Origin of the sequence: Gordonia aurantiaca, from assembly GCF_039939235.1 — a bacterium.
GTDB lineage: Bacteria > Actinomycetota > Actinomycetes > Mycobacteriales > Mycobacteriaceae > Gordonia.
The window spans coordinates 374,518-393,700 of record NZ_JBDUUF010000001.1; the positions used below are offsets into that span (position 1 = coordinate 374,518).

Here is a 19,183-nt window from a genome sequence, read left to right on the forward strand (position 1 = left end):
CCGATCAACGTAAGTCCGCTTCTCTCACCGGTTCGGAGTGTGTCGCCCCATGACCGTCGGTCGCTCGCTGCGCGGAAGTGAGGTGCGGGCACTCCTCGCGCTCATCGGAGCGGCGGTGCGCGCATATCCGTGGGCGGTTGCGGGTTTCGCGGTCTTCCAGCTCGCCACCGTGCTGACGTCGCTGGCGCAGCCCGCGCTGAACGCGGCGATCATCGACGACGGTGTGCTGCGCGGCGACACCGAGACCATCAAGCTCGTCGGCCTGGCGATGCTCGCGGTGGCCGTGGTGAATCTCGGGGTCGCGATCGGCGCGACCTACCTCGCATCGCACGTCTCGTCCGCCGCCGCCCGCGACCTGCGGAAACGGATCAACGAACGCATTGCCGCCTTCACCGACCCGCAGGTGGCCGGGGTCGGGCTCTCGAGCCTGCTCACCCGGTCCACCGGGGACGTCGGACAGATCCAGGCATTCCTCTACATCTCGCTGACCGTGGTGGTGACCGGGCCCCTCATGTTGCTCGGCGCGCTGTCGCTCTCGCTCGCGCAGGGCTGGCGGATGGCGCCGATCATCGTGGTCGCGGGATGCGTGCTGGCGGTGGCGGTCACGATCCTCATGCGACGCCTCGTGCCCTGGGCGGCGAGTCTGCAACGGCGCCTCGACAGCGTCAACCGCCTCTTGCGGGAGCAGCTGCGGGGGATCGCGGTCATCCGCACCTTCCGGCAGGAGGACCGCGAACGCACCCGGTTCGCGGTCGAGAACGACGAACTGACCCGCACCGCGCTCAACCTGGGTCGCATCCAGGTCATGATGCTGCCGACCATCACGGTCGTGGCCAACCTCGCGTCGGTGGTGGTGTCCGCGCTGGGTGCGATCTTCGTGGACCGCGGCCAGATGCAGATCGGCCAGATCACTGCGACCGTCGGCTACCTCGCCCAGATCCTGCTCGCGGTGTCGATGCTGACCGTCATCGCCGGCGTCATCCCGCGGGCGGTGACGAGCGCCGCGCGCGTCACCGAGGTGCTGGACACCGACACGCTCGCCTCGGGGGACGCGGGGCCGGAAGAGACGAGCAGCCCGCCCATCGTCGTGTTCGACGCGGTGACCGTCGGCTACCCGGGCGCGGAGGCGCCCGCGATCGACGGGGTGTCCCTGACCTGCGCGGCCGGGACGGTCACCGGCGTCATCGGCGGCACCGGCAGCGGCAAGTCGACGCTGCTGTCGCTGGTGCTGCGGTTCGCCGACCCGACCTCGGGCGCCGTGACCTGGGACGGACGCGACCTCGCCGGGATCGCGCCGGCGTGGGTGCGCGCCCGCTCGGCCTTCGTCGGGCAGGGGGCGTCCCTGATCACCGGCACCATCGCCGACAACCTGCGGCTCGGCCGGCCCGATGCGACCGACGACGAGCTGTGGGAGGCCCTCGAGGTCGCCGCGGCCGCCGACTTCGTCCGGGAGCGGTCCGGCGGTCTGCAGGCCGCCGTCGCACAAGAGGGCCGCAACTTCTCCGGCGGTCAGCGGCAGCGACTCGCGCTCGCCCGCGCGATCCTCCGCCGGCCGCCGCTCTACGTGCTCGACGACCCGTTCAGCGCCCTCGACGTCGACACCGAGGCGGTGATCATCGAGCGGCTCCGCCGGATTCAACCGGACGCGACGATCCTCATCGCGGCTCAGCGTGTTTCGTCGGTCCGCCACGCCGACGTCATCGGCGTCCTCGAGGACGGGAGGCTCGTCGCGGTCGGGACCGACGAGTCCCTGCGCGTCGACAGCGACATCTACGCCGAGATCGCCCACGCCCAGGCGGTGACCAATGCCTGACGCCGTGACCGCGAAGAAGGCCGGGTCGGCCGAGAAGGAGGGGGCCGCCGAGAAGGCGGGGGCAGCGACCAAGACCGGTTCGTCGGCGAAGAAGGCCGCGAGCCCGACCGCCGGTTCGCTGCGGTGGCTGATGGGGCAACTCCGGATCGGCCGGGCGCGGGCAGTCGTGATCTCGCTGTGCGCAATCGGCGCCGCGGTGGCGGGGGTCGTCGCCCCGATCCTGTTCGGCGCCATCACGAATGTGATCGTCGACGGCACGGTGGGCGATGACGCCGCGATGGACTGGAACCGGTTGTGGACCCTGCTCGGCGTCCAGCTCGCGGTCTACCTGGTCGCTGCCGCGCTCACCTACACGCAGGGGCAGCTCCTCACCCGGGCGGTGCAACGGTCGGTGGCGCGACTGCGCGAACGCATCGAGGACAAGATCCACCGGCTGCCGCTGCGCTACTTCGAGACGACCAAACGCGGTGCCCTGGTCAGCCGGCTCACCGCGCACACCGACAACGCCGCGACCGTGATCGCGCCCGTGTTGGTGACCGTCCCGACGAATGCGCTGACCCTCGTCGTGGTGACCGCGGTGCTGTTCGTCATCTCCCCGTTGCTGGCCGGGGTCGCGCTGATCGCGGCCCCGGTGTCGGCGGTGGCGTCGGTGCTCATCGCCCGGCGTTCCCGTCCCCACCAGGAGACCCGCTGGACCATGACCGCGGCGCTGACCGGGCACGTCGAGGAGGAGCTGAGCGCCCGCCGGATGCTGCAGGCGTACAACGCCGAGTCGCTCGCGGCGCTCCGTTTCGATGCCCTCAACGAGCGGTTGTTCCGCTCCACCCGGGCCGCTCAGTGGACCTCGGGCACCCTCGCCCCCGTGCTCACCGCGATCAACGCGCTGGTGTTCCTGATCCTCGCGGTGGCCGGCGGACTCATGGTCGTCGACGGGACGCTGAGTCTCGGCGCGGCGACGGTCGCGGTCATCTTCGCCCAGCAGCTCACCTCCGCGGTCCGGGAGCTCGCCGGGTTCGTGACGAAGGTGCAGTCGGGCACGGTCTCGGCCGGCAAGGTCCGCGAGGTGCTCGACGCCCCCGACGACGAGGCGGTCGGGGACCGGCAGTCCGGGACCTCGACACCCGAGACGGCCGGACGGCATCGGCGGCCTCCCGAGATCGTCTTCACCGACGTGTCCTTCGCCTACGAGGAGGACTCGCCGGTGCTGCGGTCGGTGAACCTGCGGCTGCCGTCCGGCACCACCACGGCGATCGTGGGGTCCACCGGCGCGGGCAAGACCACCCTGACCAACCTGCTGCAGGCGTTCTACCGGCCCACCGGCGGGACGATCACGATCGACGACCAGGACATCGCCGAACTCGGTCCATATCGGACCCGCGCCGGGATGGCGGTCGTGACCCAGGAGCCGTGGCTGTTCACCGGCACGGTGCGCGAGAACATCGCCTACGGCGTCGACGGCGACGAGGCGGCAGTCGTCCGGGCGGTCCACGACGGCCACCTCGATCAGATCGTCGCGGCCCTTCCGGATGGTCTGGACACGGTCATCGGGCAAGAGTCGGAGAACCTGAGCGCGGGGGAGAAGCAGCTCGTCACCGTGGCACGTGCGATCGCGGCGTCACCGCGCATCCTCATCCTGGACGAGGCGACCAGCGCCGCCGACCCGCGCACCGAACTCCTCGTCCAGCGGGCGCTGCACCGGCTGCGCGCCCGCACCACGACCCTCGTCGTCACCCACCGCATGGCGACCGCGGCACTCGCGGACCAGATCGTCGTGCTCGAGGGTGGCGAGATCGTCGAGGCCGGCACCCACGACGAACTCATCGCCGCGGGTGGCATCTACGCGCGCAGGTGTGGCGCGTGAGGTCCTGACCTGTACGCGGGTACCGTTTTTGTCGAATCGACCAGGTATTCGCCCGCGCGTTCGCCAAAGGCGTTTTGACAATTGCCCCCAGATGTCGACATCGGTGCCGACCCGGGAAATCCATGGTTGCCATCCGGAATGAGTGTCTCGGATTTATCGGACCGACGTGGAAATGTTGCATCGCACGTTGTAACAATTCCCGACGGGGTTCGCCGAATATGGACGGGCGTCCAAGTAGATTCCCTTGTTCGTACGAATGGCCGGCGTTGAACTGCTGTTTTCTGCTGATTTCGGCCGACGTGAAGACATATTCGTGACGGTTCTTCGAGAAGAACCCGAACAATTCCGAGATCGATATGTAACCTGACTTCCGAGCCGGAACCGAGGTGAGAACGACCGGCCGAAACCCCCGCACATCTCACCAACTCAAAGGAGAGCCCATGTCTGATGCCATCGGAGATTCGATCGACCTGAACGCGATCATCACGGGTGTGATCACCGATCTGATCACCTCCGGGTCCGACGACGCCTGAGCGCTCTCGGCACATCCCCTCACGAACCGCCCCGCACCCGTCGATGTGGGGCGGTTCGCATTGCCGGGAGAGGTTGCCGGGAAAGCGTGGGAAACGGGTCGGCTGAATCCGGGATCCGTGGGACACGCACCCCGAGCAGCCGGGGTACCCTACCGTCGATGATCAGCCGTCCATTGCGGACCGCGATGCCTGCCCGAGGCGATTCGGGCTCCGAGGAGGAGGAATTCATGCACCAGCGTCTGCGCAGAAGCGGTGTTGCTCTTGCGAAGGCATTGGGAGCCGGGGCAATGACGATCGGGCTCGCGGCGTCGGTGTCCGTGACCGCGGGGTCGGTGACCGCGGGCACGGCGTCGGCCGATCCGGCGCTGGTGTCCCCGGGCTCGTCGACCGGGCGGGTGACCGACATCGTCGTGCACTCCGACGCGATGGACAAGGACATCCCCCTCACGATCATCAAGCCGGCCGACGAGTCGAAGCCGCGCGGAGTGCTCTACCTCCTCAACGGTGCGGGCGGCGGCGAGGACGGCGCGAACTGGCTCGCGCGCACCGACATCGTCGAGTTCACCAAGAACAAGAACCTCTACGTGGTGATCCCCAATCAGGGGCAGTACAGCTACTACACCGATTGGGAGAAGCCCGATCCCAAGCTCGGCGTCCACAAGTGGTCGACCTTCCTCGGCAAGGAACTCCCGCCGGTGATCGACGCGACCTACAACACCTCCGGCCGCAACGCGATCGGCGGCATCTCCTCGTCGGGCACCTCGGTGCTGAACCTGGCCATCGAACATCCTGGCCTGTACAAGGCCGTGGGCGCCTACAGCGGATGCCCGACGACCGCGGACTACTTCGGGCAGGAGAGCATCCGGCTCGTGGTCGAGGTCCGCGGCGGCGGCGACGCCCGCAACATGTGGGGCCCCTACGGCGGTCCCGGATGGCGCAAGCACGACCCGGTCATCAACGCCGAGAAGCTGCGCGGCACCAAGTTGTACATCTCCAACGCAACCGGTCTGCCCGGTCAGTACGACAACCCGACCTACGTCCAGGACCAGAAGACGCTGGCCGACCAGATCGCCGTCGGGGGAATCATCGAGGGCGGCACGATGACCTGCACCCTGCAGCTCGTGAACCGGTTGCGGCAGCTGAACATCCCCGCGACCGTCGACCTGCCGCCGGTGGGCACCCACTCGTGGGGCTACTGGCAGGACCAGCTGCACCGCTCGTGGTCGTTCTACGAGCGGGCGCTGGCCTGATCCACGGTCCTAGTTGAAGATCACCGTCTTGCGCCCGTGGACCAGGATCCGGTCCTCGAGGTGCCAGCGGAGTCCGCGCGCGAGGACCAGGGCCTCGATGTCGCGTCCCTGACGCACCATGTCGGCGACCGAGTCGCTGTGGTCGATGCGGATGACGTCCTGTTCGATGATCGGCCCGGCGTCGAGGTCGGCGGTTACGTAGTGGCAGGTGGCGCCGATCAGCTTCACGCCACGGGCGAACGCCTGATGGTACGGCCGTGCACCGACGAAGCTCGGCAGGAAGCTGTGGTGGATGTTGATCGCGCGGCCAGCCCAGGCCTCGCACAGCTTGGGCGGCAGGATCTGCATGAAACGGGCGAGGACCACCGCGTCGGGCTGATAGCCGTCGACGATCTCGCCGAGCTGTGCGAACGCCTCTGACCTGCGCTCCCGGACGAACGGCACGTGATGGAACGGGATTCCGAAACGCGTTGCGAGGTCCTCGAGTTCGCGGTGGTTGCCGACGACTGCGCGGATCTCCGCGGGCAGCTCGCCGCGATGCGCGCGGCCCAGCAGGTCGATGAGGCAGTGGGTCTCCTTGCTCACCAGCAGCACGACGGACTTGGCGTCGCGGGAGTCGGTGAGCTTCCACTCGGTCTCCGGGCCGAGCCAGTCGGCGACCTCCGTGGCGAAACGCGCCCGCAGTTCGTCGGCGTCGTAGGGGACGGAGTCGGCGCGGATGGCCTGCCGGGTGAAGAACCAGCCGGTGTCCTCGTCGGAGTGGTAGGCCGCCTCGGTGATCCAGCCGCCGACCTCGGTGAGGAAGCTCGAGATGCGGGCGACGATGCCCATGCGGTCGGGGCATCCGAGGGTCAGGACATAGCGGTGCTCGGTCTGGTCGGTGGGGGTCGTCTGTTCGCTGGCCACGACAGTCAGTGTGCCAAGCTCGTCATTGTGACGAACACGGACCTTCGACGCGGCGACGTCGCCGCGATCATCGACCACACCCTCCTCAAGCCCGAGGCCACGCGCGCCGATGCGGAGGCCGCCGTCGCCGAAGCCGCACGGCTCGGCGTGTTCGCGGTGTGCCTGTCGCCGTCGATGTTGCCGATCGATACCGGTGACCTGCGGAGCTGTGTGGTCGTCGGTTTCCCGTCGGGTAAGCACCACTCGCTGGTCAAGGCGGCCGAGGCGCGTCTCGCCGTGGACTCCGGGGCCCGGGAGATCGACATGGTGATCGACGTCGGCGCCGCGGTGGACGGGCGCTACGACGAGGTGTTCTCCGACGTCCTCACGGTTCATGAGGCGATCGGGGACTCGGCGCTGCTGAAGGTGATCATCGAGTCCGCGGTGCTCCTCGAGCGCGGCGGCCCCGACATGGTGACCGAGGTGTGCCGCCGCGCCGAGCAGGCCGGCGCGGGGATGGTGAAGACGTCGACCGGGTTCCATCCCGCGGGCGGGGCGAGCGTCGAGGCGGTGCGGGTGATGCGCGCGGCCGTCAGCCCGCACATCGGGGTCAAGGCGTCCGGCGGCATCCGGACCGCGGAGTTCGCCGCCGAACTGATCGCCGCCGGCGCCACCCGGCTGGGTCTGTCGTCATCGTCGGCTGTGCTCGACGGTTTCCCCGAGTAGCACGTCGGCCATCACCAGGTCGGCGTTGATCGCCGCACCTGCCGAGACTCCTTCGCCCATCGCGACGGTCACCACCGCGTTGAGCGTGGTGTTGTTGCCTGCCGCCCAGACGCCGGGGACCGCGGTCGCGCCCATCGGCCCGGTCTCGATGATCTGGCCCATCGGGGTTCGTGCCAGTGTGCCGCCGAGTCGTTCGTAGAGGTCACCGCGTACCGCGAATCGCGGTGCCACGACGACGGCATCGGCCTGCAGGACGGTGCCGCCGGACAGTTCGACGCCGTCGAGGCGCGTCGTGCCGGCGTCGTCGCGGGTCCGGACCCGGTCGACGGTCGCGTCGACGATCGACACCCCGGCGGCGGAGAGTTCGGCGCGGGCCTCGTCGGTGACGGCGTCCGAGGCGTGCGCGACCAGGGTGATGTCGTCGGTGAGCCGCGCGAACAGCAGTGCCTGGTGAGCCGACATCGGGCTCGTCGCGAGCACCACGATCCGCGTGCCGCGCGCCTCGTAACCGTGGCAGTACGGACAGTGCAGCGCGTCGCGCCCCCACAGTTCGGCGACGCCGGGCAGGTCGGGGAGTTCGTCGACGAGACCTGTTGCCAGTAGGAGGCGTCGCGCCCGGACCGTGCCGCCCGACGCCAGGGACAGGGTGAACCCCTCGCCCTCCCGGTGGGCGTCGACGACGGTGTCGGAGCGGACCTCTCCGCCGTAACCGCGGACCTCGTCGCGTCCCCGGGACAACAATTCGAGCGGTGGGATGCCCTCCCGGCCGAATGCGTTGTGTGCGCCCTCGGCGGGGGCGTTACGTGGTTCACCGCCGTCGATGACGACGACCGATCGCAATGACCGGGCGAGTGTCGTCGCTGCGCTCAACCCTGCGGAGCCGCCGCCGACGATGGCGACGTCGTGATCGACAGCCGGCCGCGCGACCCACAGCCGGCGGCCGGCGGCGAGGGTGAGACCGGTGCGTCGATACAACGATGCGGGGTCATCCGGGTCGATGAGGGAATCGAGAAATGTCAGATCGGAATCGGAGAGCGCATCGCCCAGACGGTGCCGGAACTGGCTGAACCAGTGGATCGCGTATCGGGCGACCTGCTCATCGGGACCGGTGCGCGCGAGGCGGATCGTGTCCCGGTGGATCACGTCATGACCTGCCGCGCCGAGGATTTCGGTCCAGTCGGCGAGTGAATCCCACCCGGCGATGGCCGCGGCGTCGTGACATCGATCCTCGAGCCTGCCCAGCGGGGAGTCGGCGTCGGGGGAGAACCGCGGTAGACCATCCATCTCGGCGATGGCCAGGATCCCCTCCGGTGCCAGTGCGGACGCGGCCTCGCACAGCAGCGACGCGGGGTCCGCGACGTGGTGCAGCGACAGCGCGGCCCAGATGAGGTCGGGGGAGCCGAGCGGGGGCAGGCCGTCGTCGAGGTCTGCGACCACGGTGGTCACCCGCCCGGCGAAACCGCCCGCGGCCGCCCGCCGTTCGACGAGCGAGGTCATTGCGGCAGAACCGTCCACGGCGAGGAGTTGCGCGTCGGGGAAATTCCGTGCGAGCGCCTCGGTGCCGGTGCCGGTTCCCGCGCCGAGGTCGACGATTCGTCGCGGTGCTCGTCCGAGGCTGCGGGTGATGGCCGCGGCGGCGTCGTCGAGGTAACCGCCGAGGAGTTCGGCCTCCAGGTCGAGCACCGAAGCCAGGTGGGCGGGGTTGTGGTCGTGCCCGTGGTGGTCGTCGTGGTGGTGGTGCCCGTCGTGGTCGTGGTGGTGGTGGCGGTGGTGCACGTCGCGATCGTGGGAAGGGGTCATGGGGTCGACGGTAGCGCGCGTGTGCGTGCTCGGCATACTGTCTTGCGTATGGAGCAAGAACTCGATTCGGTGGTGCGTCAGCGCATCCGCGGTCTCCGGCTGGCCAAGGGTTGGACCCTCGATGCGCTCGCCGCACGGTGTCACTTGTCCCCGTCGACGCTGAGCCGCATCGAGACCGGGCACCGTCGGGTGGCGCTGGACCAGTTGGTTCCGATCGCGAGGGCGTTGGGGACGACGCTGGATCAGCTCGTCGAGGCCGCCGACGACACCGACGTCGTGATCCGACCCCAGCCGCACGCCGCCGAGGGTATGACGGTGTGGTTGCTCTCCCGGGAGAACAGTCCGCAGGGAGTGACGGTCGCGAAGATCCGCTTCGAACGAGAACAGCCGCCCGGCGACCTGCGGGTCCATCCCGGTCGTGAGTGGTTCACCGTGCTCTCCGGCGCAGTGCGGCTCCTGCTCGGCGACCGCGCGATCATCGTTCCGGAAGGGGATGCCGCGGAGTTCTCGACCATGATCCCGCATGCGATCGTCGCTCACGACGGCCCGGCCGAGGTGCTCTCGATCATGGACCATGCGGGCGAGCGGGCCCACATGCCGTCCCTGGCGTCGGTGGGCCACGACCGGCAGATCTGAGTCGCCGGGTTCGGGTTCCATCACCGCAGATCGGTAGGCTTGACGGGGTGATGACTCCCAGGACACCGGTGAACCGACGTGCCGTGCTCGCCGCGGCAGGAGTCGGGGTACTCGGGGTCGCGGTGGCGGCGTGTGCGGGCACCGGCTCGGACCGCGACCAGCCCGACGAACCGAAGGTCGAGTTGATCTTCACCCCGCCGCTCGACGGGGACCCGCCGAATCCGGTCTCCGAGGTCTCGGTGCAGGCGCGCAACGGCACGCTCAACCCCGATGTGAAGCTGACCAATCCGCGCGGCCGGGTCGTCAACGGCAGGCTGTCGGAGGACCGCACCAGTTACACGATCGCCGAGCCGCTGGGCTACGGGACCGAATACACCTGGAGCGGAACGGCTGTCGGGACCGACGGCAAGGTGGTGCCGGTCGCCGGTCGCTTCACCACGCTCGAGCCGGCGAGCCAGATCAACGTCGTGGTCAACATCGGCGACGGCCAGGAGGTCGGAATCGCCGCGCCGATCATCCTGAAGTTCAACGCCACCGTCGAGGACAAAGAGGCCGTCGAGCGGGCGCTGACGGTCACCACCACGCCGCCGACCGAGGGGTCGTGGGCCTGGCTCGGCGAGGACAACGGCTCACGCGTGCACTGGCGGCCGCGCGAATACTGGGCGCCGGGGACCAAGGTGCACATGGCCGCCAAACTGTACGGTCTCGACCACGGCGGGGGAGCCTATGGCGCCGCGGACGTCACCAGCGACTTCTCCATCGGGCGTGCCCAGGTGGTGAAGGCCGACGCCCCGTCGCACCGCATCGTGGTCCTCCGGGACGGCGCCGAGCTGATGACGCTGCCGTGCAGTTACGGCGAGGGTGCGCTCGACCGCAACGTCACCCGGTCCGGCATCCACGTCGTGACCGAGAAGTACGAAGAGTTCTTCATGAGCAACCCCGCGGCCGGGTATTTCAACATCCGGGAGCGCTGGGCCGTGCGGATCTCCAACAACGGCGAGTTCATCCACGCCAACCCGGAGACGGTGAACGTCCAGGGCACCGCGAACGTCACCAACGGCTGCATCAACCTGTCCGAGGCCGACGCCGAACGCTACTTCCGCACCGCCATCTACGGCGATCCCGTCGAGGTGACCGGCACACGACTCCCGCTGACCGAGGCCGACGGCGACATCTACGACTGGATCTTCGACTGGGAGACCTGGCAGGGCATGTCGGCCGTCAAGGGCGAGGTCACCGACTCGTCGGTGCCGGCGACGCCGCGTGGTGCGCCCACCTCGGACGCGCCGGCACCGCGCTGAACGCCTAGCCGGTCTTGATGTTCCGTCGCGCCGACGCCTGGTCGCGCGGCTTGAGCACGATCTGGTCGAGGTTGACGTGCGGCGGGCGCGACACCACGAACCCGATCACCTCGGCGACGTCCTCGGCGGTAAGCGGGGTCAGGCCCTCGTAGACCGCGTCGGCGCGTTTCTCGTCGCCGTCGAAACGCACCAGCGAGAACTCGGTCTCGACCATGCCCGGGCAGATCTCGGTGAGACGGACCGGCTTGCCGAGCAGCTCGTAGCGCAGGGTGCGGTGGGTGATCGCCTGGGCGTGCTTGGCCGAGGTGTATCCCGCGCCGTTGTCATAGGCCTCCAGGGCGGCCACCGAGGTGATGGCGACGATGAGGCCGTCCCCGGAGGCGATGAGCGCCGGGATGAGGGCCTTGGTCATGCGCAGGCTGCCGAGGACGTTGGTCTCCCACATCCACCGCCAGTCGTCGAGGTCGGCGTCGGCGACGGGGTCGAGGCCCTTGGCGCCACCGGCGTTGTTCACCAGGACGTGGACCTTGTCGAGGCCCTCCACGAACGCCGCGACCGAGTCGTCGTCGGTGACGTCGAGCTGCTTGCCGGTGCCGCCGATCTCCTCGGCGAGCTTCTGCACGCGGTCGAGGCGCCGTGCGCCGAGCACGACGTGGTAGCCCTGGCCGGCGAGCTGCCGGGCGGTGGCCGCCCCGATGCCGGAGCTCGCACCGGTGACGACGGCGATCGGACGCTGGTCAGAGGTCTGTGCAGGGGTGTCAGGACTCATGCGCCCACCTTACGACGCGATGCGAGGACGGCCCGACGGCCCGCCGCCGGGGGCACTGGCGCACTGCTACATTCGTCGCATGCATGGGGGAGTGATCCCGGCGGCGCTGCAACTGACGTCGACTCCGGCGGCCGCGGTGTTGCACGCGATCCGGGTCGGCGGGCCGGTGACCCGGGATCAGCTCGCCGAGGCGACGGGCCTGTCGGCGGCGACCATCAACCGCCAGGTCCACGCGCTCGCCGCGCACGGCCTCATCACCGAACGCCCCGATCTTGCTACACCGAAAACCATTGGGAGACCGAAGAACCCGCTGACCATCGACCGGGATTCTTTGTGTGTGGCCGGCATGCACATCGGCGCTCGTCGTACGGTCCTGGTCATCGCCGACCTCGGTGGCCGACCCCTCTACAGCCATGCGGTGCTCACCCCGGCCGGTGACCAGCAGAAGGCGGTCGAGGACCTGAGCGCGCAGCTGGCCGAGCTCGCCGGGCGGTTCGGCGGGCGACGGCTGCTGTGGGGCGGCGTCGCGATCGGCGGTGCGGTCGATGCCGAGACCGGCGTGGTCGATCACAAGGTCCTCGGCTGGCGTCAGCTCCCTGTCGGCGCGACCCTGGCGGCGCACCTCGACACCCCGGTGTCGGTGTGCGAACACGTCGAGGCGATGGCGGCCGCGGAACTGCTGCTCACCGGGCCCCGCGACACCACCGGTACCGGCCTGTTCTTCTACGCCCGTGAAACCGCCGGCATGGCAATGACTCTCGAGGGAAAGGTGCATGTCCCCGAACGCGGGGCGGGCACCATCGCGCACCTTCCGGTGACCGCTCCGGTCCTCGCGCCCGGTCTGGCCAGGGTCCGGCTGCAGAACGTCATCGGCGACGACGCCGCGCTCGCCGCCGCGCAGCGTCTCGGCATCGATCCCGACTCCGCGCGGATCGTGGACGAACGCGCACGCGTTCTCGGCGAGGCCGTCGCGCTCATCCGTGACGTGATCAACCCCGACACCATCGTCGTGGCGGGCGACGCCTTCTCGGCGCATCCGCATGGTCTCGCGCCGGTGCAGGCCGCCTTCGACGAGGCGACCACATTGGAGTGGCCGCTGGAGATCGCGCCGTCGAGATTCGGTGTGCACGTTCAGGAAAGCGCTGCCGTGGTGGTTGCGCTCAGCGTCATCTACGCAGATCCGATCGCCGCGGTCGCAACCCTCTGACCCGCAGGCACCGCCGGCGCGGTGTTCCCGACCGCCCACAGGCGATGTGCTCCGGCACGATTCTTCACCTACGGTGGGGGCATGACGATGCCCCGCGATGTGTCCGCCCGACTCGAGGTGGCCATCGACGACCCCACCGAACTGGAGATGCAGCTCACCGTGGCCAAGCTGCCCGGGCTGCAACTGCAGGAAGAGCTGAAGATCGAGCTCGACGGGCAGACCGTCGCGCCCGAGGAGATCATCGCCGACCACGGTTCGCGTATTCACCGCATGCAACTCGATCGCGGCCTGCTGACCATCGACTACACCGCAGAGGTGCTGACCCCGGCCGACCCGATCCCGGTGGAGGCGACCGACCGCTCGAAGTACCTGCGGCCCAGTCGCTATGCCGAGTGCGACAAGTTCTTCGGTTTCGTCGCAGGGCAATTCGATCTCTCGCTGCCCGAGGGGGAGCTGCTCAACCAGGTGGCGGCCTTCGTCGAGGAGCGGCTCAGCTACATCCCGGGCGCGAGCGATCCCATCGACGGCGCCGCGGACACCCTGCTGGCCGGCGCCGGCGTGTGCCGCGATTACGCGCATCTGGTCGTCGCCCTGCTGCGGGCGCTGAACATCCCCGCCCGCCTGGTCGCGGTCTACGCGCCCGGGTGCTCGCCGATGGACTTCCATGCGGTGGCCGAGGCGATCATCGACGGCGAGTGGGTTGTCGTCGACGCGACCCGGCTGGCGCCACGACAGTCCTTCGTCCGGATCGCGACCGGGCGCGATGCCGCCGACACCGCGTTCCTCGACAACCACCGGGGACAGATCACCCTCAACTCGTACGAGGTGACCGCCACGGTGCGCGGCGAGCTGCCCTACGACGACCGCGCCGCGCGCGTGGCGATCGGCTGACGAGCCCCTGGTCCTCGGAAAGGACCCGGTGACCGGGACCCCGCCGGAGGTTGCCCGTGGGAGGTTCTCAGGACCCGACGAACTCGCCGCGGCGGGTCGCGACGAGATCGAGCACCGCGGCGACGTCGTCGGTGTCGAAGATGCGGTACGCGGCCGCGGTGTCACCCTGGCCCACCTTGATGCCGACGTCACCGGCCTCGGGGCGCAGGTGGGCGAACGCCTTCTCGTCGGTGACGTCGTCGCCGAGGTAGATCACCACGTCGCAGTCGAGCTGCTCGCGGAGCGTGTCGAGGGCATGACCCTTGCTGGTCTCGATGACCGCGAGTTCGAGGACGGCCTTGCCCTCGGTGCTGTGCACGCCCTCCCACGAACCCGGACCGGATCGTGCGGCGTCGAGTGCGGTCTCGGCGTCCGCGGGTTCGACGTTGCGCACATGCAGCACCGTGCTCACCGGCTTGGTCTCCACCGTTGCGCCGGGGAAACGCGCTGCGATCGAATGCAATTCGTCGATGATCCGGGCGAGCAGCGCCTTCTTCTCGTCGGTCACCTCGACCGCGAACCCGGTGTCGAACTCGCTGCCGTGGCTCCCGACGAGGGTCACCGGTGCGCCGAGCCCGGAGAGATCGGCGAGCACGGCGAGTTCCCGGCCCGAGATCACCGCGACCTCGGTGTGGGGCAGCGCGGCCGCCTTCTCCAGCGCGGCGATCGACGCGGGATCGGGCACCGCGTCCTCCGGGCGCGACACAATCGGTGACACGCAGCCGTCGTAGTCCGACGCCAGGAGCAGGCGGCGCGCACGCGCCGCCGTGCCCAGCGCGTCCTGCAGTTCCGCGGGAATTCCGTTGACGCTCATTCGTTCTCGGCCGCGCCCAGGGGCTCGGCTTCGACCGGATCGGTGACCGGTGCGATCTCCGGGAGTTCCGTGACGGGCGCGTTCGAATCCACCAGCTGCACACTGCGATTCGGGGACACCTCGGTCTCCGAGTCGGCGGTGAGCGTCCCGAGGAAACTGCGTGCCCACTTGTCGACGTCGTGGGCGAGCACCTGACGGCGCAGCGCGCGCATGCGGCGCCGGCCCTCGTGCTCACTCTGGTTCACCGCGGCCTCGATCGCGTCCTTGACGCCGTCGAGGTCGTACGGGTTGGCCTGGTAGGCCGAGCGGAGTTCGGCCGCGGCGCCGGTGAACTCGCTGAGCACCAGGGCCCCGCCGAGGTCGGTGCGGCAGGCGACGTACTCCTTGGCGACGAGGTTCATGCCGTCGCGGAGCGGGGTCACCAGCATGACGTCGGCGGCGACGAAGAAGGCGATCAGCTCCTCGCGCGGCACCGGCCGGTGCAGGTACTGCACGACCGGGTGTCCGACGGTGGCGTAGGTGCCGTTGATGTTGCCGACCAGTTGCTCGATGCCGGCCCGCATCTGCTTGTAGCTCTCCACGCGTTCCCGGCTGGGGGTCGCGAGCTGCAGCATGACGGTCTCCGACGGGTCGAGTCGCTTCTCGGCCAGGAGCTCCGAGATCGCCTTGAGCCGGACGTCGATGCCCTTGGTGTAGTCGAGGCGGTCGACGCCGAGCATGATCGTCTTCGGGTTGCCGAGTTCCCGGCGGATCTCGGCGGCCCGGTCGCGGATGCGCTTGGTCTTGGCCAGCGCCGCGAGTTCACCGGAGTCGATCGAGATGGGGAAGGCGCCCACCCGCACGGTGCGGAAACCGACCTGCACCACGCCGAAACGCGAGCGCACGCCGACCGTGCCCTTGCTGGTGGCCTGACCGGCGAGACGCCGGGCCAGGTAGAGGAAGTTCTGGGCACCGCCGGGCAGGTGGAAGCCGATCAGGTCGGCACCGAGCAGGCCCTCGACGATCTCGGTGCGCCAGGGCATCTGCATGAACAACTCGACCGGCGGGAACGGGATGTGCAGGAAGAATCCGATCTTCACGTCGGGGCGCAGCATGCGCAGCATCTTCGGCACCAGCTGTAGCTGGTAGTCCTGCACCCACACGATGGCGCCCTCGCCGGCCGCGCGCGAGGCGGCCTCGGCGAACCTGCGGTTCACCTCGACGTAGGTGTTCCACCATTCGCGGTGGTACTCGGGCTTGACGATCACGTCGTGGTACAGCGGCCACAACGTGGCGTTGGAGAAGCCCTCGTAGTACTCGGCTATCTCCTGGGCGGACAGGGGCACCGCGTGGATGTCGATGCCCTCGATGTCGGGATTGTCGTCCGAATCCGGGATACCCGACCAGCCGACCCACGCGCCGGTATTGGCACGCAGGATCGGTTCGAGAGCGGTCACCAGACCGCCGGGACTGCGCTTCCAGTTGACCGTGCCGTCGGGCAGGACCTCTTTGTCGACGGGCAAGCGGTTGGCGACGACGACGAATTCTGCGCCGTCGTGCGGAGCAGTCCTGTGCGGCCGTTCCCCGTTCTCGACGTCACGGGCAGGGTCGGGCCCGGTTCCAACCGTTCGCGGCGCCACCTGATCAGGCGTTCTCGCCCGGAGCGATCCCCAGCATGGCGAGCAGCATCCGGCACTCGTCGGCATCGGTGGCGTAGGCGGCGACGACGCGGCGCGCCGAGTTGGCGGTCTCGTCGGCTACCGGTTCCAGTTCTTCGTCGGCGATGTCGGTGGTCTTCGCGGGCATGTGATCCCCTCGTCGTACGGGCGGTGAGTCGCGTGCGGCCTGGGGCCGTGCTCTGTGGTTTCTGTTCTGTGGTTTCTGTTCGGTTCTCGTCGGATGCCTGCGCGGCAAACCCGGTTTCCCATCTTACCCGGGCTTAGGGGGCGGTCAGAACAGTCACGGAGACCGTCTCGGCGGTGGCGGCCATCTCCGGCTCGCGGGCGGAGGCCATCTCCGGCCCTCCCGCGGCGTCCGTTCCCGGAGGGCCTGGCGCCGGCGGAGGATCCAGTCGGGTCGCGGAGGCAGCTGCGGACGGCGCAGTGAGCGGGCGACGAACTCGCCGAGAGTGACGCCCGCGGCGAGAGCGCATCCGATGGCCAGGGCGTTGGCGATCCAGGTGAAGCCGCTGAGGGTCTGTTCGCTCAGGATGCCGTACAGGCCGCGGTACACCGCGAGACCCGGGAGCAGCGGGGTGATGCCGGCGACCGCGACCACCAGCGGCGGGGTGAGGGCCCGCCGTGCCAGCAGACCGCCTACGAGGCCGACGAAGGCCGCCGCGAGTCCGTTCGCGACGACGTCCCCGACGCTGGTGAACGTCGCCGACGCCGCGACCGCGGTGCCGATCAGGCCCCCGAGGAACGCGACCCCGAGTGCACGTTTCTCCGCATAGGAGGCCAGGGCGTAGGCGCAGGCCGCGGCCGCGCCCGCCACCACCCGGATCGGCAGCTCGACCGCCTCGAAGCTCGTCGAGGTGGTGATGGTCGGCAGGTAGATGCCCGCGGCCTCGAGCAGCCGGATCGCGACACCGACGCCGGCGATGATCCCGCCGGTCATGAGGAGCAGCTCGAAGAACCGTGCGACGCCGGTGATCGGGGCACCGGTGATCGCGTCCTGGACCGAACCGACCAGCGACAGCCCGGACAACAGCACGACGATCCCGGCCGCGATGACCTGCGACGGCGCGATCTGCACGCCGAGTCGCTCGGACGCGGCGAAGACCAGCGTCGCCGGGACCACGGCGATGAACCCGCCGGCGAACTGCTGGAAGAAGACGGGCGTGCCGATCCGGTTGAGCCTGCGGTTGAGGGTCACGGTGGCCCCGGTGGTCAGGAACGCCAGCGCCGCCACCAGGTACTGGCCGCCGAGGAGGACCGAGATGGCCGACGCCATCGCGCCCCACGCCACCGTCGCGACCCAGTGCGGGTACGGGTGTGGGGCGGTGATGATCTCGTCGACCATCCGATGCGCCGTCGACGGGGTGATGCCGGAGTCGCGGATGCGTCGGACGAGCCGGTCCACCTGGGCGAGCCGCGTGAAGTCCATCGAGCGGTAGTAGACCTGCTCCATGGTGGTGATCGGCGGCAGCGTCGCGCCGCGCCGGGCGCTGACCACGATCGTGTTGTAGGTGACGTCCACGTCGACGTCCTCGAGTCCGTACACTCCCGCGACGAACTTGATCTGGGTCTGGGTGTCGATCGCGCCGGTTCCCGAGTCGAGCAGGATCGCGCCGATCTTGGTGGCGAGGTCGAGGACCTCGGTGATCGCCGCGACGTCGAAGGGCTCGATCGGTTTGCGCGGCGACACCATGATGCTGCCGGGTTCGATCGTGTCGATCGTCGCCTGCCGGGTGCCGGTGAGCCGCCGCAACGCGGTGCGGAGGAACTCGCGCACGCAGGCCTCCTTCGTGGGTCGTCCGGCAGCGGTCCGATCTCGCGGCTCGATGCTCGCCGCTTGCGATCCTCGCAGGGGCCTACCCAGTTTGCGCGGAGGTCACGCCTCGTGGCGTGTGGGCCGGACCCGGGAGCGCGCGTCTACGATCGCCACATGTCGGCAGTCCAGATCAACGGTCCCCGCGACGGTCACACCCGCAGCGCCACAGTGGCCCCCGGAAGCCTCGTCTTCACCGCCGGTGCGGCGCCGATCGACGCCGACGGGGCGACGGTCGCCCCGGGCGACGTAGCCGAGCAGACCCGGCAGTGCCTGGTGAACCTCGAGGCCGCGCTGGCCGAGGCCGGGGCCGCGCTGACCGACGTCGCCAAGATCACCGTCTTCGTCGCCGAACGCCTCCAGGCCGATCTCGTGGTGGCCTGGGAGGTGGTGACCGGGTACTTCGGCGAGCACAGGCCCGCAGGCAGCCTGATGGGTGTGACGGTCCTGGCCTACGACGACCAGCTCGTGGAGATCGAGGCGGTGGCCGCGGTCCCCGCGTGAGCGCCCCGCATGACCGCCCTCCCGGCGTGTCGCGTCCCTGCCCACCGGCCACGGCCGCTTGGAGAATCGGGGCGCGGGGCCGATATACTCGCGCACGCACGCCTCCTTAGCTCAGTGGTAGAGCACTCGCCTTGTAAGCGAGCGGTCGTCAGTTCAATCCTGACAGGGGGCTCCACCAGGGCCTCCGGGTCCGCGGGGAAGCGGAGATGAGACACGGGCAGACCGTCGATCGACACCACCGGTCCTCACCGCGGTCCGGGGCCCGATCTGTTCGCCCTCGAGACTGGCCGTCCTCGGGACGGTCACCGGCGTCGTCGTCCTCAACTGCGTCGTGATGGGCGCGTTCGTCCTCGTGCTGCGGGCCACCTCCCCGGCGGACGCCGGCCGGCCCGTCGACGAGACACAGGTTGTCGAGTTCGCCCGGACGACCATCGTCGACCTGCTCTCCTACACGCCCGACGACACCACTCGCGTCGAGGCCGCGCTCGCGCGCCTGTGCCCGGACTCGCCCGAGGCCGGCTCCGCCCGGGGGCTTCTCGAGCAGGTGCGGCGATCCGCCGCCTCGTCGGAGGTCCGGGACTCGTCCGTCGGCCAGATCGTCGCGCAGACGCCGGAAGGCCACTTCGTGGTGTCGGTCCGGGTCGTCGTGGTGGTCGGTCCGTTCGGCGTGCGCGCCGAGCGGACCG

Annotated in this window: 17 protein-coding genes, 1 tRNA gene and 1 pseudogene; 11 read left to right on the forward strand and 8 right to left on the reverse strand. The window is 69.6% G+C overall.

The window, feature by feature from the left end; all coding sequences use genetic code 11:
- Window positions 1-49: 49 nt before the first annotated feature.
- From ABFT43_RS01700 to ABFT43_RS01710, 3 genes are all read left to right on the forward strand, one after another.
- On the forward strand, window positions 50-1,813 hold the full coding sequence (locus ABFT43_RS01700; RefSeq protein ID WP_347958678.1) for an ABC transporter ATP-binding protein: 1,764 nt from the start codon (window positions 50-52) through the stop codon (window positions 1,811-1,813).
- Between the two features lie 130 nt (window positions 1,814-1,943).
- Window positions 1,944-3,674, forward strand: a complete 1,731-nt coding sequence (locus tag ABFT43_RS01705) for an ABC transporter ATP-binding protein (protein ID WP_347959242.1) — start codon at window positions 1,944-1,946, stop codon at window positions 3,672-3,674.
- A gap of 760 nt (window positions 3,675-4,434) precedes the next feature.
- A complete protein-coding gene (locus ABFT43_RS01710) occupies window positions 4,435-5,457 on the forward strand; it encodes an alpha/beta hydrolase (protein WP_347959243.1) in 1,023 nt (340 codons plus the stop codon).
- A 9-nt stretch (window positions 5,458-5,466) separates the two neighbouring features.
- Here the strand turns inward: ABFT43_RS01710 and purU are convergent, their stop codons facing one another.
- Window positions 5,467-6,363 (reverse strand): formyltetrahydrofolate deformylase, encoded by an 897-nt coding sequence (gene purU / locus ABFT43_RS01715; RefSeq protein ID WP_347958679.1) that lies wholly within the window; start codon window positions 6,361-6,363, stop codon window positions 5,467-5,469.
- 27 nt (window positions 6,364-6,390) lie between these two features.
- On the opposite strand from purU, the gene deoC reads away from it, so the two are divergent.
- On the forward strand, window positions 6,391-7,068 hold the full coding sequence (deoC, locus tag ABFT43_RS01720) for a deoxyribose-phosphate aldolase (protein WP_347958680.1): 678 nt from the start codon (window positions 6,391-6,393) through the stop codon (window positions 7,066-7,068).
- Here deoC and ABFT43_RS22645 read toward each other — a convergent pair.
- Window positions 7,033-8,001: an NAD(P)/FAD-dependent oxidoreductase gene (locus ABFT43_RS22645; RefSeq protein ID WP_457590096.1), complete on the reverse strand. Its 969-nt coding sequence runs from the start codon at window positions 7,999-8,001 to the stop codon at window positions 7,033-7,035. The two genes, deoC and ABFT43_RS22645, sit on opposite strands and share 36 nt — an antisense overlap.
- A gap of 213 nt (window positions 8,002-8,214) precedes the next feature.
- Window positions 8,215-8,904: pseudogene (locus ABFT43_RS22650) on the reverse strand (class I SAM-dependent methyltransferase); the annotation flags it as partial.
- Between the two features lie 12 nt (window positions 8,905-8,916).
- Between ABFT43_RS22650 and ABFT43_RS01730 the strand changes: the two are divergent.
- Together ABFT43_RS01730 and ABFT43_RS01735 are read left to right on the forward strand one after the other, a co-directional pair.
- Complete coding sequence (locus ABFT43_RS01730) at window positions 8,917-9,504, forward strand: helix-turn-helix domain-containing protein (RefSeq protein WP_347958682.1); 588 nt, start codon at window positions 8,917-8,919, stop codon at window positions 9,502-9,504.
- Window positions 9,505-9,554: 50 nt separating this feature from the next.
- On the forward strand, window positions 9,555-10,805 hold the full coding sequence (locus ABFT43_RS01735; protein WP_347958683.1) for a L,D-transpeptidase: 1,251 nt from the start codon (window positions 9,555-9,557) through the stop codon (window positions 10,803-10,805).
- Between the two features lie 4 nt (window positions 10,806-10,809).
- Here ABFT43_RS01735 and ABFT43_RS01740 read toward each other — a convergent pair whose 3' ends face one another.
- Window positions 10,810-11,574, reverse strand: a complete 765-nt coding sequence (locus tag ABFT43_RS01740; RefSeq protein WP_347958684.1) for an SDR family NAD(P)-dependent oxidoreductase — start codon at window positions 11,572-11,574, stop codon at window positions 10,810-10,812.
- Window positions 11,575-11,653: 79 nt separating this feature from the next.
- On the opposite strand from ABFT43_RS01740, the gene ABFT43_RS01745 reads away from it, so the two are divergent.
- Both ABFT43_RS01745 and ABFT43_RS01750 read left to right on the forward strand, forming a co-directional pair.
- Entirely contained in the window at window positions 11,654-12,781 is a 1,128-nt protein-coding gene (locus ABFT43_RS01745) for an ROK family transcriptional regulator (RefSeq protein WP_347958685.1), read from the forward strand.
- Between the two features lie 81 nt (window positions 12,782-12,862).
- Complete coding sequence (locus tag ABFT43_RS01750) at window positions 12,863-13,672, forward strand: transglutaminase-like domain-containing protein (RefSeq protein WP_347958686.1); 810 nt, start codon at window positions 12,863-12,865, stop codon at window positions 13,670-13,672.
- A 67-nt stretch (window positions 13,673-13,739) separates the two neighbouring features.
- Here the strand turns inward: ABFT43_RS01750 and otsB are convergent, their stop codons facing one another.
- The 4 genes from otsB to ABFT43_RS01770 form a co-directional block, all read right to left on the reverse strand.
- A complete protein-coding gene (gene otsB / locus ABFT43_RS01755; RefSeq protein ID WP_347958687.1) occupies window positions 13,740-14,525 on the reverse strand; it encodes a trehalose-phosphatase in 786 nt (261 codons plus the stop codon).
- Complete coding sequence (locus tag ABFT43_RS01760; protein WP_347958688.1) at window positions 14,522-16,144, reverse strand: alpha,alpha-trehalose-phosphate synthase (UDP-forming); 1,623 nt, start codon at window positions 16,142-16,144, stop codon at window positions 14,522-14,524. The genes otsB and ABFT43_RS01760 overlap by 4 nt, the downstream gene beginning before the upstream one ends.
- Window positions 16,145-16,148: 4 nt before the next feature.
- Complete coding sequence (locus ABFT43_RS01765; protein WP_005200235.1) at window positions 16,149-16,310, reverse strand: hypothetical protein; 162 nt, start codon at window positions 16,308-16,310, stop codon at window positions 16,149-16,151.
- Between the two features lie 153 nt (window positions 16,311-16,463).
- A complete protein-coding gene (locus ABFT43_RS01770) occupies window positions 16,464-17,957 on the reverse strand; it encodes a threonine/serine exporter family protein (RefSeq protein WP_347958689.1) in 1,494 nt (497 codons plus the stop codon).
- Window positions 17,958-18,110: 153 nt separating this feature from the next.
- Here ABFT43_RS01770 and ABFT43_RS01775 point away from each other — a divergent pair, with 153 nt between their 5' ends.
- The 3 genes from ABFT43_RS01775 to ABFT43_RS01785 all read left to right on the forward strand — a co-directional run.
- On the forward strand, window positions 18,111-18,497 hold the full coding sequence (locus ABFT43_RS01775; protein ID WP_347958690.1) for a RidA family protein: 387 nt from the start codon (window positions 18,111-18,113) through the stop codon (window positions 18,495-18,497).
- A 100-nt stretch (window positions 18,498-18,597) separates the two neighbouring features.
- A tRNA-Thr gene (locus tag ABFT43_RS01780) sits at window positions 18,598-18,672 on the forward strand.
- Window positions 18,673-18,831: 159 nt separating this feature from the next.
- The coding region (locus ABFT43_RS01785) for a hypothetical protein (RefSeq protein ID WP_347958691.1) at window positions 18,832-19,183 on the forward strand (352 nt) is incomplete at its 3' end.

Bases quoted from the DNA above. Each gene is read 5' to 3' on its own strand.
- ABFT43_RS01700 (WP_347958678.1), top strand. From the start codon at position 50: ATGACCGTCGGTCGCTCGCTGCGCGGAAGTGAGGTGCGGGCACTCCTC.
- ABFT43_RS01705 (WP_347959242.1), top strand. From the start codon at position 1,944: ATGGGGCAACTCCGGATCGGCCGGGCGCGGGCAGTCGTGATCTCGCTG.
- ABFT43_RS01710 (WP_347959243.1), top strand. From the start codon at position 4,435: ATGCACCAGCGTCTGCGCAGAAGCGGTGTTGCTCTTGCGAAGGCATTG.
- ABFT43_RS01730 (WP_347958682.1), top strand. From the start codon at position 8,917: ATGGAGCAAGAACTCGATTCGGTGGTGCGTCAGCGCATCCGCGGTCTC.
- ABFT43_RS01735 (WP_347958683.1), top strand. From the start codon at position 9,555: ATGACTCCCAGGACACCGGTGAACCGACGTGCCGTGCTCGCCGCGGCA.
- ABFT43_RS01740 (WP_347958684.1), bottom strand. From the start codon at position 11,574: ATGAGTCCTGACACCCCTGCACAGACCTCTGACCAGCGTCCGATCGCC.
- ABFT43_RS01745 (WP_347958685.1), top strand. From the start codon at position 11,654: ATGCATGGGGGAGTGATCCCGGCGGCGCTGCAACTGACGTCGACTCCG.
- ABFT43_RS01750 (WP_347958686.1), top strand. From the start codon at position 12,863: ATGACGATGCCCCGCGATGTGTCCGCCCGACTCGAGGTGGCCATCGAC.
- otsB (WP_347958687.1), bottom strand. From the start codon at position 14,525: ATGAGCGTCAACGGAATTCCCGCGGAACTGCAGGACGCGCTGGGCACG.
- ABFT43_RS01765 (WP_005200235.1), bottom strand. From the start codon at position 16,310: ATGCCCGCGAAGACCACCGACATCGCCGACGAAGAACTGGAACCGGTA.
- ABFT43_RS01775 (WP_347958690.1), top strand. From the start codon at position 18,111: ATGTCGGCAGTCCAGATCAACGGTCCCCGCGACGGTCACACCCGCAGC.